Annotated in this window: 22 protein-coding genes; 8 read left to right on the top strand and 14 right to left on the bottom strand. The window is 55.1% G+C overall.

Annotated features, from left to right (window positions below):
* Positions 1-64: 64 nt before the first annotated feature.
* Complete coding sequence (locus tag K0H79_RS17470) at positions 65-556, bottom strand: DUF2938 domain-containing protein (RefSeq protein ID WP_220076673.1); 492 nt, start codon at positions 554-556, stop codon at positions 65-67.
* A 75-nt stretch (positions 557-631) separates the two neighbouring features.
* On the opposite strand from K0H79_RS17470, the gene K0H79_RS17465 reads away from it, so the two are divergent.
* Positions 632-1,069, top strand: coding sequence for a helix-turn-helix domain-containing protein (locus K0H79_RS17465; RefSeq protein ID WP_220076672.1), 438 nt, complete (start codon positions 632-634; stop codon positions 1,067-1,069).
* Between the two features lie 49 nt (positions 1,070-1,118).
* On the opposite strand, the gene K0H79_RS17460 is transcribed toward K0H79_RS17465, so the two are convergent.
* The 3 genes from K0H79_RS17460 to K0H79_RS17450 form a co-directional block, all read right to left on the bottom strand.
* Positions 1,119-1,667 (bottom strand): HPP family protein, encoded by a 549-nt coding sequence (locus tag K0H79_RS17460; protein ID WP_220076671.1) that lies wholly within the window; start codon positions 1,665-1,667, stop codon positions 1,119-1,121.
* A gap of 38 nt (positions 1,668-1,705) precedes the next feature.
* Positions 1,706-2,359, bottom strand: coding sequence for a type B chloramphenicol O-acetyltransferase (gene catB / locus K0H79_RS17455; RefSeq protein ID WP_220076670.1), 654 nt, complete (start codon positions 2,357-2,359; stop codon positions 1,706-1,708).
* Positions 2,360-2,681: 322 nt separating this feature from the next.
* Entirely contained in the window at positions 2,682-3,551 is an 870-nt protein-coding gene (locus tag K0H79_RS17450; protein WP_220076669.1) for a LysR family transcriptional regulator, read from the bottom strand.
* A gap of 110 nt (positions 3,552-3,661) precedes the next feature.
* Between K0H79_RS17450 and K0H79_RS17445 the strand changes: the two genes are divergently transcribed.
* Positions 3,662-4,333, top strand: a complete 672-nt coding sequence (locus K0H79_RS17445) for an FMN-dependent NADH-azoreductase (RefSeq protein ID WP_220076668.1) — start codon at positions 3,662-3,664, stop codon at positions 4,331-4,333.
* Positions 4,334-4,485: 152 nt separating this feature from the next.
* Here the strand turns inward: K0H79_RS17445 and K0H79_RS17440 are convergent, their stop codons facing one another.
* From K0H79_RS17440 to K0H79_RS17420, 5 genes are all read right to left on the bottom strand, one after another.
* Entirely contained in the window at positions 4,486-4,788 is a 303-nt protein-coding gene (locus tag K0H79_RS17440; RefSeq protein WP_220076667.1) for a hypothetical protein, read from the bottom strand.
* 29 nt (positions 4,789-4,817) lie between these two features.
* Entirely contained in the window at positions 4,818-5,066 is a 249-nt protein-coding gene (locus K0H79_RS17435) for a hypothetical protein (protein WP_220076666.1), read from the bottom strand.
* Between the two features lie 237 nt (positions 5,067-5,303).
* Positions 5,304-5,843: a peptide-methionine (S)-S-oxide reductase gene (locus K0H79_RS17430; RefSeq protein WP_220076665.1), complete on the bottom strand. Its 540-nt coding sequence runs from the start codon at positions 5,841-5,843 to the stop codon at positions 5,304-5,306.
* A gap of 207 nt (positions 5,844-6,050) precedes the next feature.
* On the bottom strand, positions 6,051-7,289 hold the full coding sequence (locus tag K0H79_RS17425; protein WP_220076664.1) for a TonB family protein: 1,239 nt from the start codon (positions 7,287-7,289) through the stop codon (positions 6,051-6,053).
* Positions 7,282-7,677 carry a BlaI/MecI/CopY family transcriptional regulator gene (locus tag K0H79_RS17420; RefSeq protein WP_220076663.1) on the bottom strand — a complete coding sequence of 132 codons (396 nt, stop codon included), beginning with the start codon at positions 7,675-7,677 and terminating at the stop codon, positions 7,282-7,284. The genes K0H79_RS17425 and K0H79_RS17420 overlap by 8 nt, the downstream gene beginning before the upstream one ends.
* A gap of 205 nt (positions 7,678-7,882) precedes the next feature.
* Here K0H79_RS17420 and K0H79_RS17415 point away from each other — a divergent pair, with 205 nt between their 5' ends.
* Positions 7,883-8,851, top strand: a complete 969-nt coding sequence (locus K0H79_RS17415) for a hypothetical protein (protein ID WP_220076662.1) — start codon at positions 7,883-7,885, stop codon at positions 8,849-8,851.
* Here the strand turns inward: K0H79_RS17415 and K0H79_RS17410 are convergent.
* Positions 8,840-9,433, bottom strand: coding sequence for a GNAT family N-acetyltransferase (locus K0H79_RS17410; protein ID WP_220076661.1), 594 nt, complete (start codon positions 9,431-9,433; stop codon positions 8,840-8,842). The two genes, K0H79_RS17415 and K0H79_RS17410, sit on opposite strands and share 12 nt — an antisense overlap.
* 95 nt (positions 9,434-9,528) lie before the next feature.
* Between K0H79_RS17410 and K0H79_RS17405 the strand changes: the two genes are divergently transcribed.
* From K0H79_RS17405 to K0H79_RS17395, 3 genes are all read left to right on the top strand, one after another.
* Entirely contained in the window at positions 9,529-9,993 is a 465-nt protein-coding gene (locus K0H79_RS17405) for an isoprenylcysteine carboxylmethyltransferase family protein (RefSeq protein ID WP_220076660.1), read from the top strand.
* Between the two features lie 111 nt (positions 9,994-10,104).
* Entirely contained in the window at positions 10,105-11,520 is a 1,416-nt protein-coding gene (locus K0H79_RS17400) for a homospermidine synthase (RefSeq protein WP_220076659.1), read from the top strand.
* 36 nt (positions 11,521-11,556) lie between these two features.
* Positions 11,557-11,703: a hypothetical protein gene (locus K0H79_RS17395; protein WP_220076658.1), complete on the top strand. Its 147-nt coding sequence runs from the start codon at positions 11,557-11,559 to the stop codon at positions 11,701-11,703.
* On the opposite strand, the gene K0H79_RS17390 is transcribed toward K0H79_RS17395, so the two are convergent.
* From K0H79_RS17390 to K0H79_RS19410, 4 genes are all read right to left on the bottom strand, one after another.
* Positions 11,691-12,845 carry a porin gene (locus K0H79_RS17390; protein ID WP_220076657.1) on the bottom strand — a complete coding sequence of 385 codons (1,155 nt, stop codon included), beginning with the start codon at positions 12,843-12,845 and terminating at the stop codon, positions 11,691-11,693. The two genes, K0H79_RS17395 and K0H79_RS17390, sit on opposite strands and share 13 nt — an antisense overlap.
* Before the next feature lie 63 nt (positions 12,846-12,908).
* The gene (gene potE, locus K0H79_RS17385) at positions 12,909-14,225 is read right to left on the bottom strand and encodes a putrescine-ornithine antiporter (protein ID WP_220076656.1); all 1,317 of its coding nucleotides are present in this window, start codon (positions 14,223-14,225) and stop codon (positions 12,909-12,911) included.
* A 60-nt stretch (positions 14,226-14,285) separates the two neighbouring features.
* On the bottom strand, positions 14,286-16,448 hold the full coding sequence (speF, locus tag K0H79_RS17380; protein WP_220076655.1) for an ornithine decarboxylase SpeF: 2,163 nt from the start codon (positions 16,446-16,448) through the stop codon (positions 14,286-14,288).
* Positions 16,449-16,673: 225 nt separating this feature from the next.
* Entirely contained in the window at positions 16,674-16,727 is a 54-nt protein-coding gene (locus tag K0H79_RS19410; protein WP_350355128.1) for a hypothetical protein, read from the bottom strand.
* Positions 16,728-17,145: 418 nt separating this feature from the next.
* Here K0H79_RS19410 and K0H79_RS17370 point away from each other — a divergent pair, with 418 nt between their 5' ends.
* Together K0H79_RS17370 and K0H79_RS17365 are read left to right on the top strand one after the other, a co-directional pair.
* Positions 17,146-17,490, top strand: a complete 345-nt coding sequence (locus K0H79_RS17370) for a YkvA family protein (protein WP_220076654.1) — start codon at positions 17,146-17,148, stop codon at positions 17,488-17,490.
* A gap of 184 nt (positions 17,491-17,674) precedes the next feature.
* Positions 17,675-18,724 (top strand): acyltransferase, encoded by a 1,050-nt coding sequence (locus K0H79_RS17365; protein WP_220065904.1) that lies wholly within the window; start codon positions 17,675-17,677, stop codon positions 18,722-18,724.
* Positions 18,725-18,774: the final 50 nt, after the last annotated feature.

Raw genomic sequence — 18,774 nt, 5'->3', positions numbered from 1 at the left:
AAAAACGCCGCATTCAGCGGCGTTTTTGTTTTCAGCGAGCCAGCAATCGTCTCTATGTATGCCGTTAAAACAGTGCAAGTTGGCTGACGACAAGGGCGCTGAGGTACAAACCCAGGCCAAATACGGCGTGGGTTATGATGCTGTGCGCCCGGGCATGCCATGGCCTTGGCGCACGCGAGGCTGCCACGCCCATGCCCAGCGCCGGTTGCAGTAACAAAAACGGTGCTGCCACTGTAACAAGCCCGAGGGTGATTGCCGGGGCTAAGGTAGGCTCGGTAAACCAGATGGCACCGGCAAACGGCAGCAGCAGTCCGGCAAAGGCGATGCCTGTGGCGTAATGGGCAAGCCAGCCAACCAAGGCTTCGCCTTGCTGTGATTCAGAGCTGGCTATCGGGTTATGGATAAAACGTCCTTTGGGTATCCACAGCAGCCAGCGGCCAACCATGGCATAGTTCAGCGAAGGTACCCCAAACAGCCTGAGTCTGACCATGGCCCAGATATCCATCACCAGGGTCGCCCCCACGCCAACTATCAGTATTTGCAGCAAAAGTAGCATTCTTGTCTTCCGTCCTTGTGGTTAAGCAGTCAGCAGGGTACAACTTCAAGTCAACTTGAGGTCAAGGAGGATGTGGTGGACATTTCACAGGTAGCGAAACAGTCGGGCGTAGCGGCTTCAAGGCTCAGATATTATGAGGAAAAGGGGCTTATCCATTCCAACGGCCGCGATGGTCTTAAGCGGGTGTTTCCGCCCGGCATTTTGGAGCGGCTGGCCCTGATTGCACTGGGGCAGTCAGCGGGATTTTCGCTGGATGAGATTGCCGGCATGCTTGGCACTGATGGTGTTCCTGAAATAGACAAAGCCAAGCTGGTGGAAAAGGCCGATGAATTGGATGCCCGCATCCAAAGGCTAAGCACCATGCGCGATGGCCTTAGGCATGCAGCCCAGTGCAGCGCCCCCAGTTACCTGGAATGTCCCAAGTTTCAGCGCCTGATGCAGCATGCCGCGAAAGCTGACAAAAAACAGCGTCAGTCGGGGCTTGTCTCCGGGCAGAAAAAGCCCGTGCGCTAGCTGCGTCAGGAGGCCGCTTTCGCAATCACCGCGGCCTGATGCCAGTCGCCTAGATCCAGTAGCGTGGATAGTGACGTTTGGGGTTGGATGACAGGTTATTGATAACCAACGCCACCAACAGCAGGGCCAACGAGCCGAGCAGCACCGGGGTAACGGCATACAGGTAGCCGAGGCGCTGAACGCTGTCACCGCCAATCACGGCAATCAGCGCCGCCGCACCCGCGGGCGGGTGCATGGTGCGGGTCAGGTGCATCGCAGCAATCGCAAGCGATACCGCAAGCGCTGAGGCGAGCACGGGATTATCGCCCACAAGCTGCCACACACTCACGCCAATCAGTGCCGATAACAGGTTACCCAATATCAGGTTACGGGGCTGGGAAAAGTCCGCCATGGGCGCGCCATACACCAACACCGCCGAGGCGCCAAAGGAGCCAATCACAAACATGTGCCCGGGCTCCACCGGTCCCATCCATTGCCCCAGATTGGCTACCAGATAGATGCCCACAAAGGCGCCAAGCCAGGACCAGAGGATTTTTTTCATCGGCGGGCGTGGTGGGCAGGCCGCTTTGGGCTTCATCCGGCGTAAATAAAACTTCATAGATTGCTGCATCTCCCGAGGCGGATGGTTGGGTTGGATCAGGGCGTCTGGTCAGCCCGGTTTGGCAGTATCTGCTGTTGCCAATATTGATAAAGGCCGTCGATATCCCCCGAACACAACAGTGCCATGGCGCCTTGCAACTCATCGTCGCGCCAGTGCCACCATGTCATTTCCAGTAATCGCTGTATTTGACGTTCATCAAATCGAAAACGTATATGCCTGGCGGGGTTGGCACCGACAATCTCAAAGGGGGCAACGTCCTTGGTGACCAGCGCCCGGCTGGCTATCACAGCGCCATCACCTATGGTTACACCGGGCATTATCATGGCTTCAGAGCCAATCCACACATCATTGCACACTAGCGTATCGCCCGCGCGGCGAAAGCCATCGATGGCATCGGCGAAGTGCGGGTTATCCTGATAGAAAAATGGGAAGGTGGTAATCCAGTCGGCCCTGTGCCCCTGATTGCCCGCCATCATAAACACGGCTCCGGAACCAATAGAGCAGAAGTTGCCTATGATGAGCTGGTCGACATCGTTCCGTTCAGGGCTAAGGTAGCGGGCGCAGTCATCAAAACTGTGTCCGTGGTAGTAGCCGGAGTAATAGCTGTGGCGGCCAACCTTAATGTTGGGGTTGGTAATCTGGTCTTTTATCGGTTTGCCCGCAAAAGGATTGTCAAAGTAGTTGGTCATCTCAAGGTTCCCAATGATGCAAAGTCTTCTGAATCAAGGCATGGGAGGAAAGGTGCGCGCCACGGCTGTGAGGAAGGAAAAGCAGCGCTGGGTTTCCATATCTATGCTGTTGAGGGTAATTCAATTTGGCCCGGTATCTATGCTGCATGGGTTGATACGGATTACAAATCCTGCAATGGACGGTTAATGACCTTTTGGTATTCCGGATTGGCGAGCCGCCAATATGGTAACCGCGGTAGGGGCACAAGAGAATGGCAAACACAGTAAAGCCTACTTGCTTACCACCGAATGCTGTGCGCTAAGATTGTGCATCACAAAGCTATTAATCCGTGGTGCTGCTGGTCTGCAATGGAGCAAACTCTGCCTGCAGCCAGTGGGCAAAGGCGCGCACCCTGTGGTTATGCTCGCGCTTGGGATTTAGCCGCAGGCAATAGTTGTAACCTGCAAATTCCGGCATGTGGCCTTGCTTAACCAGCCACCCTTGTTTGACCACGGACTCGGCGAGTACATTGCTGATAAGCGCCATTCCTTGCCCCGCCAGCGCCGCCTGCAGGGTGTACTGCTCCTGCTCGAAACTTTTGATAGTAAAGCCTAATCCGTCAAGGTGCTGCTGCCATGGCAGATTGCCAAGGGCGCTGCTTTCCCGCCAGTGGGTCACAAACAGTCTGCCCGATGGCTGGAGCTTGGTGCTCTGTTGGTAGCAGCTTTGGGTTTCAGTCGCGAGCAGGATTTCCCCATCATTCACCCCTTTACCGTAGCGCAGGGCGATATCCAGCTGCGTGGCTTCGCTGAAGTTTTGCAGGCTGTCGCTTGCAAGGATTTGTACGTCGATGTCTGGATAGCGCTGCTGAAAATCTGCAAGCCTCGGTGCCAGCCACAGGGTGGCGAACGAGGTGCAGCAGGACACTGTGATTTGCGTGGCAGGCTTGCTCAGCTCTGTCAGGGTGTTACTGAGTTCACGGAACATCCGCTCTGTGGTCGCTGCCAGTTTCTCCCCTTCGGTGGTTAACACCACCTGGCGCACCTGCCGCTCGAACAGGCGAACATTCAAAAACTGCTCCAGATGCTTTATCTGATGAGAAATGGCGGTTGGCGTGACGTTTAGTGCCTCGGCCGCGACTTTAAAACTGTTGAAATGGGCCGCTGCCGCAAAGGCTTTGAGGTTATTCAGGGAGGGTAACTGTGAAAACATGGTGAGCACTATAGATGAGATAAGCTAAGTTATATTGCGTGCTTTCTCGTTTGTCCGTCAAGACGGTGCTTGCAAAAATGCCAGGGTCTTAATTACACCAAGGAATGCCCATGGCCACACTGTTACAAATCGACTCCAGCGCCCGCAGTTTTGACCCTGAAAAGTCACAGCATCAATCCATTTCCCGTAAGTTGGCTGATTGCTTTGTAAGGGGCTATCGGGCGCAGCACTCAAACGCCCGCTATATTCAGCGCGACCTGGCACTGACACCGCCCGATTTCATCACTGTGGATTGGATTGCAGCCTGTTTTAAGAAGACCGAACTTAGCGATGAAGAGGCGAAGGTGTTGGCGCTTTCAGATGAACTGATAGATGAGGTGGCTTCAGCCGATTTGATAGTGATTTCGGCGCCCATGTATAACTACGGTATGCCAGCGGCGCTGAAGGCCTGGTTTGATCAGGTCATACGTATCAATAAAACCTTTTCCTTCGATTTAGCCCGTGGCGATTGCCCGATAGAGCCGATTTTCGGCGGTAAGACCCTGGTGCTGCTGAGCTCCTGCGGCGAATCCGGCTTTGAGTCCGGTGGCGCTCAGGCCCACAAAGACCATCTCGGCGCCCACATTAAGCTGCTAAGTCGTTACCTCGGCGCCAGCCGGTTTTTCCACATTGCCGCCGAATACCAGGAGTTTGGCGACGAGCGGCACCGAAGGTCGGTTGCCGAAGCGCTCGACAAGGCCAAGGCGCTCGCAGCCGATTTGGCATCGCCACTGGCGGTGTAGTTGGATGTATGCTCTGCCGGGCAAACGTCAGGACCAGGACAGGTCGGGTGGACAAACCACAGAGTGCTTGGTCACCCAGCCTGTTCGCTTATGGAGTGGATAATGCATTCAAGGTGGCGAATCCGGGTCTGTCTGACATCGGCTGCCTGAGATTAGGCGTCTTCGCCCTGATAGCCGGTGAGAAAAAATTCCACCTTGCCGCAGCTTTGGCAGGCATACATGTCGAGGGCTTCTTTGTTGACGAAAAGCTCTCCCAGTTCACCCAGCACGCCCCAACGACTGCCTTCATGAAAGTCTTTGCTTCCGACAAAACGCAGGGGAGTATGGCAACGCAAACACGCGAGCGCAGCTTTTGGAGCAGGCGCTTCGCCGTCTCGGGGAGTATTGCACTGCCAGCAAATTTCAAAGGCGTCGTCTTCCACCTTGGTGTGGCAATGTTTGCAAATCCAGGACATCAGGTTTCTCCTAAACCAATCTGAATTGATTACGTGTCTGACTGACACAGTGCGGGGTCCAGCTTATCGCTGTCCAACGCTGGCATGATAGCGGCTTGCTGATGCCCCCACCAGATCAAGAGGACGCTGGCAACCGTTATGGTCAGGTAGAGTACAGGTTTCACGTAGGCTTTGGCGCCGCGGACTACCAATGTGGGTTTATATACTTTCTCGCCCTCGGGGGGAAAGCGGCCTTGCACCAATCCCCTGATGGCCATCGGCACCAGAGTGAACAGCATTGGGAGAAGCACCAGTACCGGAATACCCACCAGGATGAGCTGCCAGAAATAGTCGGCACCATTCAGGCCGGCAATAGCAGTGGGGTCGATTGGCGAAGTCCTCGATAAATGGATTGAACCACAACCGCTGGCCCATAATCAGCAGCAATCCAAGCAGCGAATACAGGCACACCCGCGTCCATTTTTCCCGCTTGGTGTATTCCTGTGCGTATTCCATGGCAGTCCCTTGTGGTCAAATCACGACTTGTCATCCTCCAATAGCCGCGTCAGCTTTTCAAGTTTGGGGGCAATATAAACCTGGCAAAATGGCCTGTCTGGGTCGGTTTGATAGTAGTTTTGGTACTGGGCCGGAGTGGCTTTAAAGCCTTGAAGCGGCAAAATTTGGGTGATAAGGAGCTCGGAGAATTCGATGCCAAGCACAGTTAATATCTCAGTCAGCCGTTGCTGCTGATTGTGGTTGTGAAAGTACAGCGCCGAGCGATATTTGCCGCGCAGGCTGTGGGCCTTGGTGGCGGAGTGGGTGTGAAGATGCACCCGTACCAGCTGCTCTTCGCTTATCTTTTCGGGATCAAAACTCACCCGTGCCGCCTCTGACCAGCTGTCACAGGGCGGCGCAGATTGTGCAAAGCCCTGCTCGACCTTGATTACCCCGCTCAGACGTTGAAACACCGCTTCGATACACCAATGGCAACCTCCGCCGAGGGTAATTTCGGCCAGTTTTGTTACGCCTTCGGTTGCGGAGCCTGGCAACTTGGTAGTGTGGGAACTGTGCATCATAGGCCTCTCCATTCGTTAATCCATAAGACCCGTCATAGCGGATTTCACTTTCCTGTAGGCGACTTTTCTGCAGGCCAGCGTAGGGTGACAAAGGAGTTGGTGACAGGCGCTTGAGGGGAGAAAGGCAACGCAATACCACAAGGGCCGGCCCGCTTGTGGCGTTGCATCGCATCTGCTTAACCGGCAGTTTGGCCATTTGCCGGAAATTCAGGTGTATCGCTTAGGGCTGAGATATCGGTGTTTTTCTTCATTGTGGGGCAGTACTGCGATGCGTTCGCGCTCACCGTCACCCGGCTTTTGACTGACGGGCTTAGGTGGGGCCAGCCTGTAGTCGAGTTGTACCTCGACGCCTTTGTTGGCCTTGGGCTCATATTGCCATTGGTTCAGCGCATCGATTGATACCTTATCAAACATGCCTTGGGGCTCAGATTTGAAAATCACGACATTGGATACTTTGCCTTCGGCATTGATATCAAACCTTGCCTGGACATAGCCTTCGATACCCTGTTTAGCGGCATCTATGGGGTACTTGGGCTCAATCCGAACCACAGGCTTGCTGAGATCTTTGCTGTCGCCAGCCATGGCCGGAGCCTGGGCCCAGATACCGAGGGCGGCCACCAGTGCCAGTGGTGTCAGCAGCGAAGCCGCGCTGAAACCCTTGCTGTGTTTGAGCTGTATGAGTCGTTGTTGCATGGTGTGTTTATCTCCATAGTGGTGTGAAAGCGGCTGCCAACTCCGGGCAACCGTAGCGGCATTGCCAATGAGCGCGCGGCCATAGGCAATACGGTCGGCCTGGCTGAGCTCGATGGTGACATCGGCGTCGCAGGCCATTTCCTGATCCTGTCTGAAGCGGCGATACGCCAGCAGGCACAGGGGGTTAAACCAGCACAGGCACAACAGCGCCAGCGCCAGTAAGTTGCAATGCAAGTCGCCCCGGCGCCAATGGCTGAGCTCGTGGGCAAGAATAAGCTGTTGATCTTTACTGCTGAAACGTGTTTCAAAGCCGTCGGGCAGCACAACAGTGGGACGAAACAGGCCGAATACAAAAGGGCCTTCGGTTTCGGTGGATGTCAGCAAACGCGTGCCTGTGCTCTTGGTGTCTGCGGCAGGCTTGGCGCCTTGCATAAGCCGGGCAAGACGAATCAGGCTTAAGCCGAGCACAGACACAGCAAGCACCAGACCGGTGACATATGCCGCGTTCAGCCAATCGGCTTTGCCTGCGCCGTGGGAAATCTCGCCCAGGGTGACTCTATAGGTTTCCATCGCACTGCCACCGGCAGGGCTTGCCAAAGGTACGATAAGCGCCAGCAGCAACACCGGCACACATAGCCACAGACCGTATTGGAAGCGGGCACCGAAGCGCTCAAGCACCCAGGGGCGCAGCAGCAGAAGCAGTGCCAGCAGCAGCGTCAGTGGCGGCGTGAGCCTGAGAATGAGCTCAATCATGCTTTTGCTCCTTCTCCCAGGCGTCGATAAGCTGCTTAAGCTCGGCTACATCCTCTTCGGTCAGCTTATTGCTGCCCGCAAAGCCCGCTACCAGAGGCGCCAACTTGCCGCCGAATACCCGCTCGATAAAGCTCAGGCTCTCTTTGCGTTGATAGGAATGTTCGGCGAGCTTTGGGAAGTAAAGATAGGCGCGGCCATCCTTTTCAAACCCCAATGCCCCCTTGTTCACTAAGCGGTTTATCAGGGTTTTGACGGTTTTCTCATGCCACTCTCCCTCGCGGTTAAGTGCCTCGACTATGTCGTTGGCGCTGAGGGGCGCTTGCTGCCACAGCACCTTAAGCACTTCCAGTTCGGTGGGGCTGATGTCTTTCAATTCGGGTTGGGTCATGGCGCTGCCTGCTTAATCAATTACACGTGTAATACTATTAATATTACAGATGTAATCGTTATGGCAAGTATAATTTTTATGGGCCTGTGTTTTGCCGGCTCGTGGAAGCGGAACGGCATAAAAAAGCGGCTTAGCCCACAGGTGGCTGGTGAATTTATTATTTATTTTCAGTAGGCTGTATTTTTTACGCATTCAGGGAATGAAGATGCTGAAGCCACTCGTTTATTGGTATATACGAATCTTTGGACAAAAAACGGATCATGATCCCGCCCTCGGCTACGGCCGAATAGCTGAGTTTGAGGGATGGCTTCGCAATCGGGATTGGCCACAGTTTGAAGCCACATTCGATGCCATCAGCCGGGGCGAACAGGAAGTGCTGATTGGCTATTTTGCCGTTCAGGCCGACGCCGAACGCTGGTTTGGGCCCTGGCTTCGTGCCTCATCCAGCCCGATCCCGGCCCTGTTTGAGGGGCGACGCTTACTCATTCGGGCCTGGAAAGCACGCTCAGGCCTGACCATAGACTATCTGCCCCAAAGCGCGGTACGAAAATGGCAGCGCTGGGGTAATCAGGCCGTGAATGTGCTGCAGCAAGCCAGGGATATCTCGCCCCGGGATCTGCGGGTGCGGCAAGAGCTGTTGTGGGCCCAGGCCGCCACCGGGGATGCCTGGGTATTGGCGCAGGAAACCCTTGCCCTGTTGTTTGAAAGTGAAACGGCAGATCTGCCGCTGGGCATGACCTTGATGCAAATTCTCAATGAAAAATGGTTTGGCGAGGATGAGCTCGACGAACAGGTGGCAAGGGCGCTGGCATCCAGAAATCCAGCATACAACTCGCTGCTGGTGTCGGTTTGGGTGGAGCGCTGGTTGAGTGCCATGCAGGAAGAAGTCCCCTTCGCCGACCACTATTTTATGCAGGAGCATATTCTCGACGAGCTGCGCGCCTTGGCCGTAACTGATACCTGTCTCACCGGCGCAGACAAGTATCTCGCCAATATCGCGGCAAACTTCTATGCCTTTGCCTTTTTCAAGGGGCGCGAAAAAATGCTGGCCAGCAAATACCTGCTGCAGGTGAGAGACAAATACCTGCCTGAGCCCTGGCAATACGAAAGCTCGCCGCGAACGGCGATCAACAGTGCCAGGCGTTTTGCGAAGTTGGGTAACTTAACGGGCTGACCCGGAGCCAATCTTTGCGGTAAGCACATGGTCTTCCCATTGGCCGTTGATTTGAAGATAGGCGCGGGCCAGGCCTTCCTTTTCGAACCCAAGCCGCTTTAGCAGCGCGGCGGATCTGTGGTTGGATGGCATGTAATTGGCCATTACCCTGTGTAGTTTCAGCGCATCGAAGGCATAGGCGAGGGCGGCCTCACACAGCCGGGTGGCATATCCCTTACCTTGCAGCGACTGGTCGATGCCGTAGCCCAGATAGCAGGCCTGAAATGGGCCGCGCACCTGATTACTGAGGGTTGCCATACCCCAAATATGAGCCGGGTCGGCCAGTACCAGATAGCTGCAATTGCTGGTCTCAACCAGCGATGCGCTGATGCGCGTCTGCCACTGGGCGGCGCTGTGGTAGTCTGCTTCCCGCAGCGGCTCCCAGGGCGAAAAGTGGTTCCGATTGCGGCCAAAGTAGTCTGCAACCGAGTTGGCATCCTCTTCGCGTATCAGCCGTACAGTCCAATTTTTTGCATCGAATTCAGCGGCTTTACTGTGGTGCTGGCTGAGGCACTGGCTGAGGGTGTCTGGCGGATTTGGCATGACGGCGTTCCGGTGGCGGGTAAATTTCAAGCATCCTTTAATCCCTGCGATGTTACACTCGGGTAACGCCATAGCCAAACGCATAAGGACGCTGAATGGGCAAGATGATGGTTGCAGCACTGACCAGATACCCGCTGTTTTTGATGTTGGGTCTGGCTGCGACCGCTGGTATCAGCCTGTTGGATGGCGAGCCCCGGCTGGCCGGAAATGGATTCTTGTTACTGATGGGGGCATTGCTTGGGCTGGCAGGCGCCTTGTTGTTGTCAACCGCTGCGGGCCTTTTTCGGCGCGTCGGCACCACGGTAGACCCAACCAAGTCACCGGATGCGCTGGTCACCCATGGTATCTATAGTCTCACTCGTAACCCCATGTATCTGGGTATGTTATTGCTGTTGGCGGCTGAGGTATGTTTACTTGGGCGGCCACTGACGCTGCTGTCACCGCTGTGCTTTTTTGTGCTGATGAACACCCAGCGTATTCCCGCCGAAGAAGCCATGGTAGAGGCACGCTTCGGTGATGCCTTTACCGAATATAAGGCCAGGGTCAGGCGCTGGTTGTAATGTCAGAGGGTCAGGTTTAATGCCTGGCAGGCTGAATTTGCGTTCATCCGCCGATGAATATTCCATGGCCTCAGATACAGAGGCCTTGCCGGAAGGAGGTTTCTCACCGACATGACAGAGCCAATCAAGTACGTCAAAGCCCCGGGCCGCATCCTGATAGTCGGCTTTGGCAGCATAGGTCAGGGCCTGCTGCCGCTTATCCTGCGCCACATCGATATATCACCCAAAAACATCTGCATCATTACCGCCGACGACAGAGGCCGCGAAGAGGCCGACAAGCTCGGTATTCGCTTTATCGAGATGCCCCTGACCCGCAAGAATTACCAGAGTGAACTCGCACCGCTGGTGGGCAAGGATGACTTTTTGGTGAATCTGTCGGTGGATGTGTCATCCATTGCCCTGATTGAGTTTTGTCAGGCCCGTGGCGCCCGCTATCTGGACACCTGTATCGAGCCATGGGCAGGCGGTTACACCGACCCCAGCAAGTCTTTTGCCGCCCGCTCCAACTACGCCCTGCGTGAGCGGGTGCTGGCACTGAAAGACAAGTACCGCGGCGGCCCCACTGCCGTGGTGGCCCAGGGGGCCAATCCGGGCATGGTATCCCATCTGGTGAAACAGGCGCTGATGAACCTGCAGCAGGATATTCTCGGCACCCATATTGAGCCCACAAGCCGCGATGAATGGGCCAAACTCGCCCACGACCTCAACATCGAAGTGATTCATATCGCAGAGCGCGATACCCAGGTGGCCAATCAGGCCAAGGCCATGGATGAGTTCGTAAATACCTGGTCCTGCGATGGCTTTGTCAGCGAAGGTGCTCAGCCCGCCGAACTGGGTTGGGGCACCCACGAGAAACATTTCCCCCGTGATGGTGGCCGCCACGAGGAAGGCTGCGGCGCGGCCATTTACTTAAAGCGCCCCGGTGCCACGGTCAAGGTGCGCACCTGGACCCCCAACTACGGCCATTTCCACGGCTTTTTGATCACCCACAACGAAGCCATCTCCATCGCCGATTTCTTTACCCTCAAGCAGGATGGCAGGCTGGTATATCGTCCCACCTGCCATTACGCCTATCACCCCTGTGACGATGCTGTGATGTCGCTGCACGAGTTCAACGGCAAAAACTTCCTGCTGCAGTCGCGCCAGCGGCTGATGCGGGACGAGATTGTCAGCGGCATCGACGAGCTGGGTGTGCTGTTGGCGGGCCACAAGAAGAATGCCTACTGGTATGGCTCGCAGCTGTCTATCGAGGAGGCGAGAGCCCTGGTGCCCTTCAATGGGGCCACCAGTTTGCAGGTCACTTCGGCGGCGCTGGCGGGTATCGTCTGGGCGCTGGAAAACCCCAATGCCGGGGTGGTGGAGTCGGACGAGATGGATTATCGCCGCAACCTCGAGATCATGGGGCCCTATCTTGGCCCTGTGGTGGGGGAATACACCGACTGGACACCGCTTTATCAACGTGGCGAACTCTTCCCGGAAGATGTGGATGACGACTACGCTTGGCAATTCAAAAATGTGCGGGTGTAGCGCGTAAAAAAGCAAAAAGCACCACGGGAAATCCCCGTGGCGAGAGGATATGACCAAACCGCAGCACCGGTGGAAGTGGAGGTCGGCGCTGATGCCCGGGGCTTCAGGGCGAAGGCCCCGGGTGTGGCGGTCATCAAGGCGTGTGTCACGCCACTTTTTGTGGAGCGAAATCAGAAAAAGTAGTTAATACCCACTGCGAACTGGTTGTCTTCCAGCGCCTCCAGCGACTTGTCGTCCATGTCGGAGAAGTCGAGCTTGGCTTCGAAAAACATCACAGTATCCAGGCTGTACCTGTAGTGCAGCCCTACCATGGCGAAGCGGCGGGTCCAGTTGCCGGTGATGGGTGTGTTGTCGTCGGTATCCAAATCGAGATAGGTCAGCACTGCCATAGGTACAAAGCCGTTATCCGCCTGCCAGGCCAGCATCAGCTCGGCGCCGGTGGCGTCGTACAAATCGCCATTCACCTGTTCATTGTTTTCACTCTTGTGGGCATTGAAACCCAGGTACAAGCCGTCGGCCCTGCGCTCGTCGGCATAGTGGTAGTAACTGCCGTACATGGCACCTATGCCGATGATTTGATTGGCTTCATCGATTTGGCTGTTGCCGATGTGGCCTGTGATGTCACCCCGGTTCATGCCCGCCAGCAAGCTGAACTTATCGGTTACGGCCCAGGTCACGGAGGTGCCGTAGCTGTTGTCAAAACTGAGCTCAGCATCGTCAATCTGGTTGCCGTCGCTGTCGGTCACGCTGATATCGCCGTTGTTTTTGGCGGCGTATTGCAACGCGATGGAGACGGGGCCAAAGCTATTGCGGTACAAAAAGGCGCTGTCGGCGCGGCCAGTGCCGGTCAGGCCGCCATCACCGAAGCCGTAGGCACCCACGCTGTAACCGGCAAACACGTTGGGCAGGTCGGTGGTACCGGCCACATCATAGTAAGCGCCCCACTGCTTGCCGAACGTCAGGCTGCCGTATTGGTCGTGGGACAGGCCCACATAACCCAGGCGGTTATTGAGGAAGTCGCCACTCTTTTCGGCATTCAGCTTGCCGCCCTGCATCACCAGATCTTCGTTGCCTGAGACGATGTTCACGCCCCATTCGGTCACCGCATAGGCGCGCCAGCCATTGCGTTCTTCCCGCTCGAAGGTAAAACGCAGCTGCGACAGGTTGTCATTCACCGCAGTCTCGTCGCCATCGTAGAGGGCGTTAAATCCGAGCCAGCCGGTGAGGCCGAGGCTGTTCTTGTTGTCGTTGTACAGCTCCATGGCGTTGGCGGCAGTGGCGCCAACGAGCAGTGGCAGCAGCAGTGCCAGTTGTGATTTTTTCATGATTCCACCTTTGAATATCTTGCTGTGGCCCCGCGACGAGACGAGGCCTTATGTGTGTTGTGTTCAGGCCTGTTGCAGGCGCAGTTCGTTTTTCTTGGAGATAACGCCGTACAGGGTCCAGCCAAAGAAGGTGGCAATGGAGCCCAGCATCACGGCGGTTTCACCTGAGCTGTACAGGGCATAGAAGCTGTAAAGCGCGCCCATCACCGCCATGCAGTTGGCCACACGGGCCTTGCTGACCGGGATCTTCATCTGCTTTTGCATTACGCCGAGGGCCGCCATCGACAGGATGTAAGGGATGATGTTGGTCACCACCGCCAGGTTCACCAGGGCTTCAAATTGCTTGTTCAGTGAGGGGCTGATGGTCATCAGGCTGAGCACCGACTGGATAGAAACGATGGCCAGCATGCCAAGCACGGGGGCGTCGGTTTTGGTGACTTTGGAGAAGAGTTTGGGGAAGAAGCCTTCGTCGGCAGAGGCCTTGAACACCTGAGCTATGGTGAATTGCCAACCCAGCAGCGAGCCGGTGCAGCTGATGATGGCACAGGCCATTACGATGGCGCCGATAGTGGGGTTAAACATTTGGGCAAAGGCCAGACCGAAAGGCGCGTTGGACAGGGCCAGCTCACCGTTTGGCACAATACCGGCAATCACGTTGGTGGAGATGATGTAAATCAGCGCCGCGCCCAGGGTGCCGCCCATGACGGCGATGGGCACGTTCTTCTCTGGGTTTTCAACGGCTTCTGAGTTGGCACAGGCTGATTCCAGGCCCAGGAAGGCCCACAGGGTCATGGCGATGGAGCCGCCCAGTGCTTCAAAGAATGGCAGGTCATGGGGGTTCCAGGCCGACTTGTAGAGGTCAAAATCAAACCAGAACCAACCTATGATGGACACGCCAATTACCGGCAGAATGATGCCCCACACAGTGATGCTGGACACCTGACCCGTGATGCGGGCGCCACCGAAGTTGGCGACTGTGGCGAGCCACAACACACCAATGGTGGCCAGACAGGTGGCGATGGGGGTCAGTTCCACGCCAAAGAGCACCGCGCCATAGCCCACTGCCGAGATGGCAATGGCCACGTTGGCGATAAGCAGCGATACCGCATAGGTGTAGTTGGCCATAAAGTTGCCGCTGCGTCCGAAGGCGTATTCGGCGTAGCCGCCCATGCCGCCGGATTTTTTACTGAACATCCCGCACTTGGCGAAGGCATAGGCCAGCGCCGTGGAGCCCGCGGCCGTTACCAGCCAGGACAATACCGAAATGGTACCCACTTGGGCCAGCTGGGTCGGCAGCATGATGATGCCTGAGCCCATCATGTTAACTATGGTGAGAATGGTGAGTTGAACCACGCCTATCTTGTTGTTTGATTTACTCATAATAGTGTCTCGATTCGTTATGGTTTAAAGGGGCGGCGTCCCTTGGCCGCCCCGTCGTTATCAATGCTTGAGCACGTAACCCATGGCCTGTACCCTGCCGTTATCGGTGCGCTCCAGGTACACGCCCTGAAGCTCCGGAGCAAAGCCCGGCAGCAGGTTGATGCCCTCTTCCAGCGCCAGGAAGTAGCGCTGCACCGCGCCGCCCCAGACTTCCCCCGGCACCATACAGAGCACGCCGGGTGGGTAAGGCAGGGCGCCTTCGGCCGCAATCTGGCCTTCGATTTCACTGAGCGGCACCAGCTCGGCCTTGCCGCGCACAAAGGCGATATTGGCGTCCTGTGGGTTCATTACCGCCTTGGGGAAGTGAGCCGCACGGAACATCTCTTTTTGCAGCTGCTTCACGTTGCGGCTGACATAGAGGTCGTGCATTTCCTGACACAGGCGACGGATGCTGTAGCCCTCATAACGCTCGCGGTTGGCGCGATAGACGTTGGGCAGCACTTCGCTTAGGGGCGCATCCTCGTCAATCAGCTTTTCGAAGCGGGCAATCTGGGTCACCAGATGCTGCATCTTGGCCATGTCCTCGGCGGGGGTCATGAGGAACAGAATGGAGTTAAGGTCGCACTTCTCCGGGATGATGTTGTTTTCACGCAGGAAGTTGGCAAGGATGGTGGCCGGAATACCAAAGTCTTCGTACTCGCCGGTTTCGGCGTTGATGCCGGGGGTGGTGAGCAGGAACTTACAGGGGTCGACAAAGTACTGGCCCTTCTCGTAGCCCTCGAACGCGTGCCATTTAAGGCCAGGTTCGAACTCGAAGAAGCGCAGATCGTCTGCCATCTGTTCGGTATCAAAGGTCTGCCAGGGCTCGCCTTCCACTGTGGTGGGGATAAAGGGCTTGATGTACTTGCACTTTTTCAGGAGCAGCTTGCGGGCTTCGATACCGGCCTTCACCGCCTCGCGCCACAGGTAACGGCCGCTGGCGCCTTCGTGCATCTTGGCGTTCACATCCAGCGCCGCAAACAGCGGATAGAAGGGGCTGGTGGAGGCGTGCATCATAAAGGCGTTGTTAAAGCGTTTATGGTTGCAGTAGCGTTCCTGTCCCTTGATGTGACTGTCTTTTTTGTGGATTTGCGAAGTTTGTGAGAACCCGGCCTGCTGCTTGTGCACCGACTGGGTGACGATAATGCCGGGATCGTCGGGGCCGAGCTCCAACAGCAGTGGCGAGCAGTCTTTCATCATGGGAATGAATTGCTCGTAGCCCACCCAGGCGGAGTCAAACAGGATGTAGTCACACAGGTGGCCAATGCGGTCCACCACCTGACGGGCGTTGTAGATGGTGCCGTCATAGGTGCCAAGCTGGATGATGGCGAGGCGGAAGGGGCGCGCCTCCTGTACCCGCTGTGGCGCGACCTTACCGATTTCGTCCCGCAGGTAGGCTTCATCAAAGCAGTGAGAGTCGATACCGCCGATAAAGCCGAAGGGGTTACGGGCCGTTTCTAGATACACAGGAGTGGCACCGGCCTGAATCAGGGCGCCGTGGTGGTTGGATTTGTGGTTGTTGCGGTCAAACAGCACCAGATCGCCGGGGGCGAGCAGGGCGTTACACACCACCTTGTTGGAGGCGGACGTGCCATTCAGTACAAAGTAGGTTTTGTCGGCGTTATACACTTTGGCGGCATAGGCCTGGGCGTCGTGGGGGGCGCCTTCGTGGATAAGGAGGTCACCGAGCTTTACGTCGGCATTGCACATGTCCGAGCGGAACACGGTTTCACCGAAGAAATCAAAGAACTGACGGCCAACAGGGTGTTTACGGAAGAACTGACCACCCTGGTGCCCCGGACAGGCAAAGGTGGAGTTACCCATTTCAACGTACTTTTTCAGGGTGCCGAAGAAGGGCGGCAGCAGGGATTCCTGATAACGGCGCACCGCGGTTTCGACCTGTTTACCATAAAAGTCAGTTTTGGCGTTGCACAGTTCAAATACCCCGGTGATGGTATCGCAGAAATCATCGGGGAACGCTTCTTCACAGCACACAGAAACAAATATCGGTAAATTCAAACCGGTATTTTTAATTTTGTCGACAATGCCGTTATTTACATCAGTAACAGAAACAACGGCGGCACCCACATCGCAAAAGTCAGTGGTTAATACGTTGACGACTTCCCGTTTGGTATCAAAACAGGCGCGAACAGATAAACTGGCGGCAATTTTTAACGAATTCATAATTAACCTGATTAATTTTGGTTAGCCGGACCCCTGCCAATATTTATTAAATCGACATGGTAAATTCCGGGCAGCCGAACAGGTGCTGACAAATCAGGACTGCGAATTAATTAAAAGGTGCAGTATTCCCCTGACAGAGTCAGTCCAAGGCTGGCAGATAAATTGTATTGTTGTGCGATAGACTCTCAGGCGACAGATAGCCCAAGGCGTCCGGCGAAGGCAGGATTAAAGCAGGAAGAAGAATGAATAGTCGAAGTAGTCGCGTTGCTCAGGCATCATAATATGCCTCGTTCGGCGAATATGCGCCATGATCTTTGATTTCTTTCTCATATACAACTCCATTACGAACATCAAGAAACCATTGAAAGAAAATGCCTCATTTGGCGAGGTGATTTTATCCGTGTCGAAATAAAGATAATTTGAAGTGAATCATAAAAAACAAAGTCTTTTACTAAATGTAACTCCATGTAATCTGTGTAATTTTATTTATTAATTTATTCTTGGTTAATTCAATTCGTACTCATTTATTATTTTGTGATTCGACAATATGCATTTAAATTTTATTTATTTGCATTTATCTGACTGATTATTTGACTGGAGTGAATAACCGCGCAGCGCGCTGATTTTGATTCGCTGACAGAGGCGCGCTTTTGGCGTACAGTGACATGAATGAAGGCGCAGCAAGGGAGGCTTGGCCGTGAACGACACCCAGTACAGCGACACAGGTTTTTGGCAAAAGGTGAAGGACTTTGCCAGGCAGGCGGGCCGAGAGGTGATAGAAAAGGCACTGTGGCTTTATTATGCCGCCCAGCGCCCCGAGACACCCACCTGGGCCAAAACCATCATCTATGGCGCCCTGGGCTATTTTATTACTCCGGTGGACGCCATTCCGGATCTCACCCCTCTGATGGGTTTCTCCGATGATCTGGGGGCTCTGGCCGCAGCACTGACCATGGTAGCCGTCTATATTGACGATGGCACCCGCGCCAGAGCGGCCGAAAAACTGGAGGCTTGGTTTGGTGCTGATAATAAACCAAGTTAATGATTGTAAAGGACTTAGTTGTTGCCCGCGTCGGGTCAAAAAATATTCTGTTGACCCTATTCCAGTTTTACCAAACCGGGGCTATATTGTGCCCACGCTGCGCCCTGTAGCCCTGTCGAGATCATCAATGAACGCTTTTGCTCCTTCCGTGTTCACTGCACCTTTCTACTCCTAGGTGTGTTCCATGCGAAAACAACAACTTGAATTTACCTATATGCGGGCCATCGCCATTTTGTGGATTGTGGCCGGGCACAGTATTTACAACTCGGGCGCCGGTTTTCCCCTGCCGCTGGAAAATCTGGTTCGGGGTGGCACCGCCTTGTTCGTGTTTATCTCGGGCTACTTTTATCACCGGATTTTTCATCCGCGCATGGTGTACAAAGAGTTTATGGTCAGCAAGCTGCGCAACGTGTTGCTGCCATTTTTATGGGTGTCGCTGGTGGGCCTTGCCATGCTCGCGACCCAGTGGAGTCTGATGTACGACAGACCCCTGTCTGAGGTTGCCAAGGGCATCTATTACACAGTGCGTAATGGCTATGTGCTTTATCCCCATTGGTACATTCCCTTTATTATGGCGGTGTTTGCCATCTCGCCGGTGTTTTCGGCCTATATCCGCATGAGCGGAGCCGCGCGCTGGACTCTGCTGGCGCTGAGCTGTGTGATAGCCCTGCTTATCCATCGTCCCATTGGCAACATCAATGTGCTCCATTCTGTGGTGTATTTCACCCCCTTCTACCTGATGGGGATTTTGTATTCGGCCCATGAAGAGTGGCTCAAAGAAAGAGCCGTGCCACTGCTGTGGCTGGCACTGCTGGGCACCCTCTTAAGCCTGTATATGCAAACCTATGTGCAGGGCCATGTGGGCAACTATCACAAAGAGGCTCTGAGCTGGGGCGGAGTAGACTGGCAGTTTGTGCAAAAGTTTAGTCTGGTGATCCTCGCTGTTGGGCTGTGCCTGTGGTTGTCCCAACGGTCTCTGTCCGATCGCACCCAAAAGAGTCTTAATGCCCTGGCCGAGATGAGCTTTGCCATCTTCTTTATTCACCCGCTGTTTTCCATCCTGTTTAGTGTCATCACAGGATTGCTGCGCTTCAAACTGGCCCCTGGCAACATGTGGACCAGTCTGGGCCTGTCGATGGGAATTTTTGTATTCCTGCTGGTGGGCAGTGTGGTCACCGCCAGGGCCATCAAGGCAAAACTCGGCGATCGCTCCCGCAGTTACATCGGCTGGTAAGATTCAGACTCAATTCACTCTGACTTGCTAGGCTGCTGTCTTTTGGGTTG

This window comes from Shewanella sp. FJAT-52076 (genome assembly GCF_019457455.1).
Lineage (GTDB): Bacteria > Pseudomonadota > Gammaproteobacteria > Enterobacterales > Shewanellaceae > Shewanella > Shewanella zhangzhouensis.
The sequence above is the reverse complement of the archived record's forward strand: the minus strand, read 5'-3'. Positions and strand labels throughout refer to the sequence as shown.

Coding starts and splice junctions, on each gene's coding strand:
- K0H79_RS17435 (WP_220076666.1), bottom strand. CDS start 5,066: ATGCTGTTCACTCTGGTGCCGATGGCCATCAGGGGATTGGTGCAAGGC.
- K0H79_RS17415 (WP_220076662.1), top strand. CDS start 7,883: ATGCTGAAGCCACTCGTTTATTGGTATATACGAATCTTTGGACAAAAA.
- K0H79_RS17420 (WP_220076663.1), bottom strand. CDS start 7,677: ATGACCCAACCCGAATTGAAAGACATCAGCCCCACCGAACTGGAAGTG.
- K0H79_RS17460 (WP_220076671.1), bottom strand. CDS start 1,667: ATGAAGTTTTATTTACGCCGGATGAAGCCCAAAGCGGCCTGCCCACCA.
- K0H79_RS17400 (WP_220076659.1), top strand. CDS start 10,105: ATGACAGAGCCAATCAAGTACGTCAAAGCCCCGGGCCGCATCCTGATA.
- K0H79_RS17470 (WP_220076673.1), bottom strand. CDS start 556: ATGCTACTTTTGCTGCAAATACTGATAGTTGGCGTGGGGGCGACCCTG.
- K0H79_RS17450 (WP_220076669.1), bottom strand. CDS start 3,551: ATGTTTTCACAGTTACCCTCCCTGAATAACCTCAAAGCCTTTGCGGCA.
- K0H79_RS17430 (WP_220076665.1), bottom strand. CDS start 5,843: ATGATGCACAGTTCCCACACTACCAAGTTGCCAGGCTCCGCAACCGAA.
- K0H79_RS17425 (WP_220076664.1), bottom strand. CDS start 7,289: ATGATTGAGCTCATTCTCAGGCTCACGCCGCCACTGACGCTGCTGCTG.
- catB (WP_220076670.1), bottom strand. CDS start 2,359: ATGACCAACTACTTTGACAATCCTTTTGCGGGCAAACCGATAAAAGAC.
- K0H79_RS17410 (WP_220076661.1), bottom strand. CDS start 9,433: ATGCCAAATCCGCCAGACACCCTCAGCCAGTGCCTCAGCCAGCACCAC.
- K0H79_RS17440 (WP_220076667.1), bottom strand. CDS start 4,788: ATGTCCTGGATTTGCAAACATTGCCACACCAAGGTGGAAGACGACGCC.
- K0H79_RS17390 (WP_220076657.1), bottom strand. CDS start 12,845: ATGAAAAAATCACAACTGGCACTGCTGCTGCCACTGCTCGTTGGCGCC.
- K0H79_RS17445 (WP_220076668.1), top strand. CDS start 3,662: ATGGCCACACTGTTACAAATCGACTCCAGCGCCCGCAGTTTTGACCCT.
- speF (WP_220076655.1), bottom strand. CDS start 16,448: ATGAATTCGTTAAAAATTGCCGCCAGTTTATCTGTTCGCGCCTGTTTT.
- K0H79_RS17365 (WP_220065904.1), top strand. CDS start 17,675: ATGCGAAAACAACAACTTGAATTTACCTATATGCGGGCCATCGCCATT.
- K0H79_RS17405 (WP_220076660.1), top strand. CDS start 9,529: ATGGGCAAGATGATGGTTGCAGCACTGACCAGATACCCGCTGTTTTTG.
- potE (WP_220076656.1), bottom strand. CDS start 14,225: ATGAGTAAATCAAACAACAAGATAGGCGTGGTTCAACTCACCATTCTC.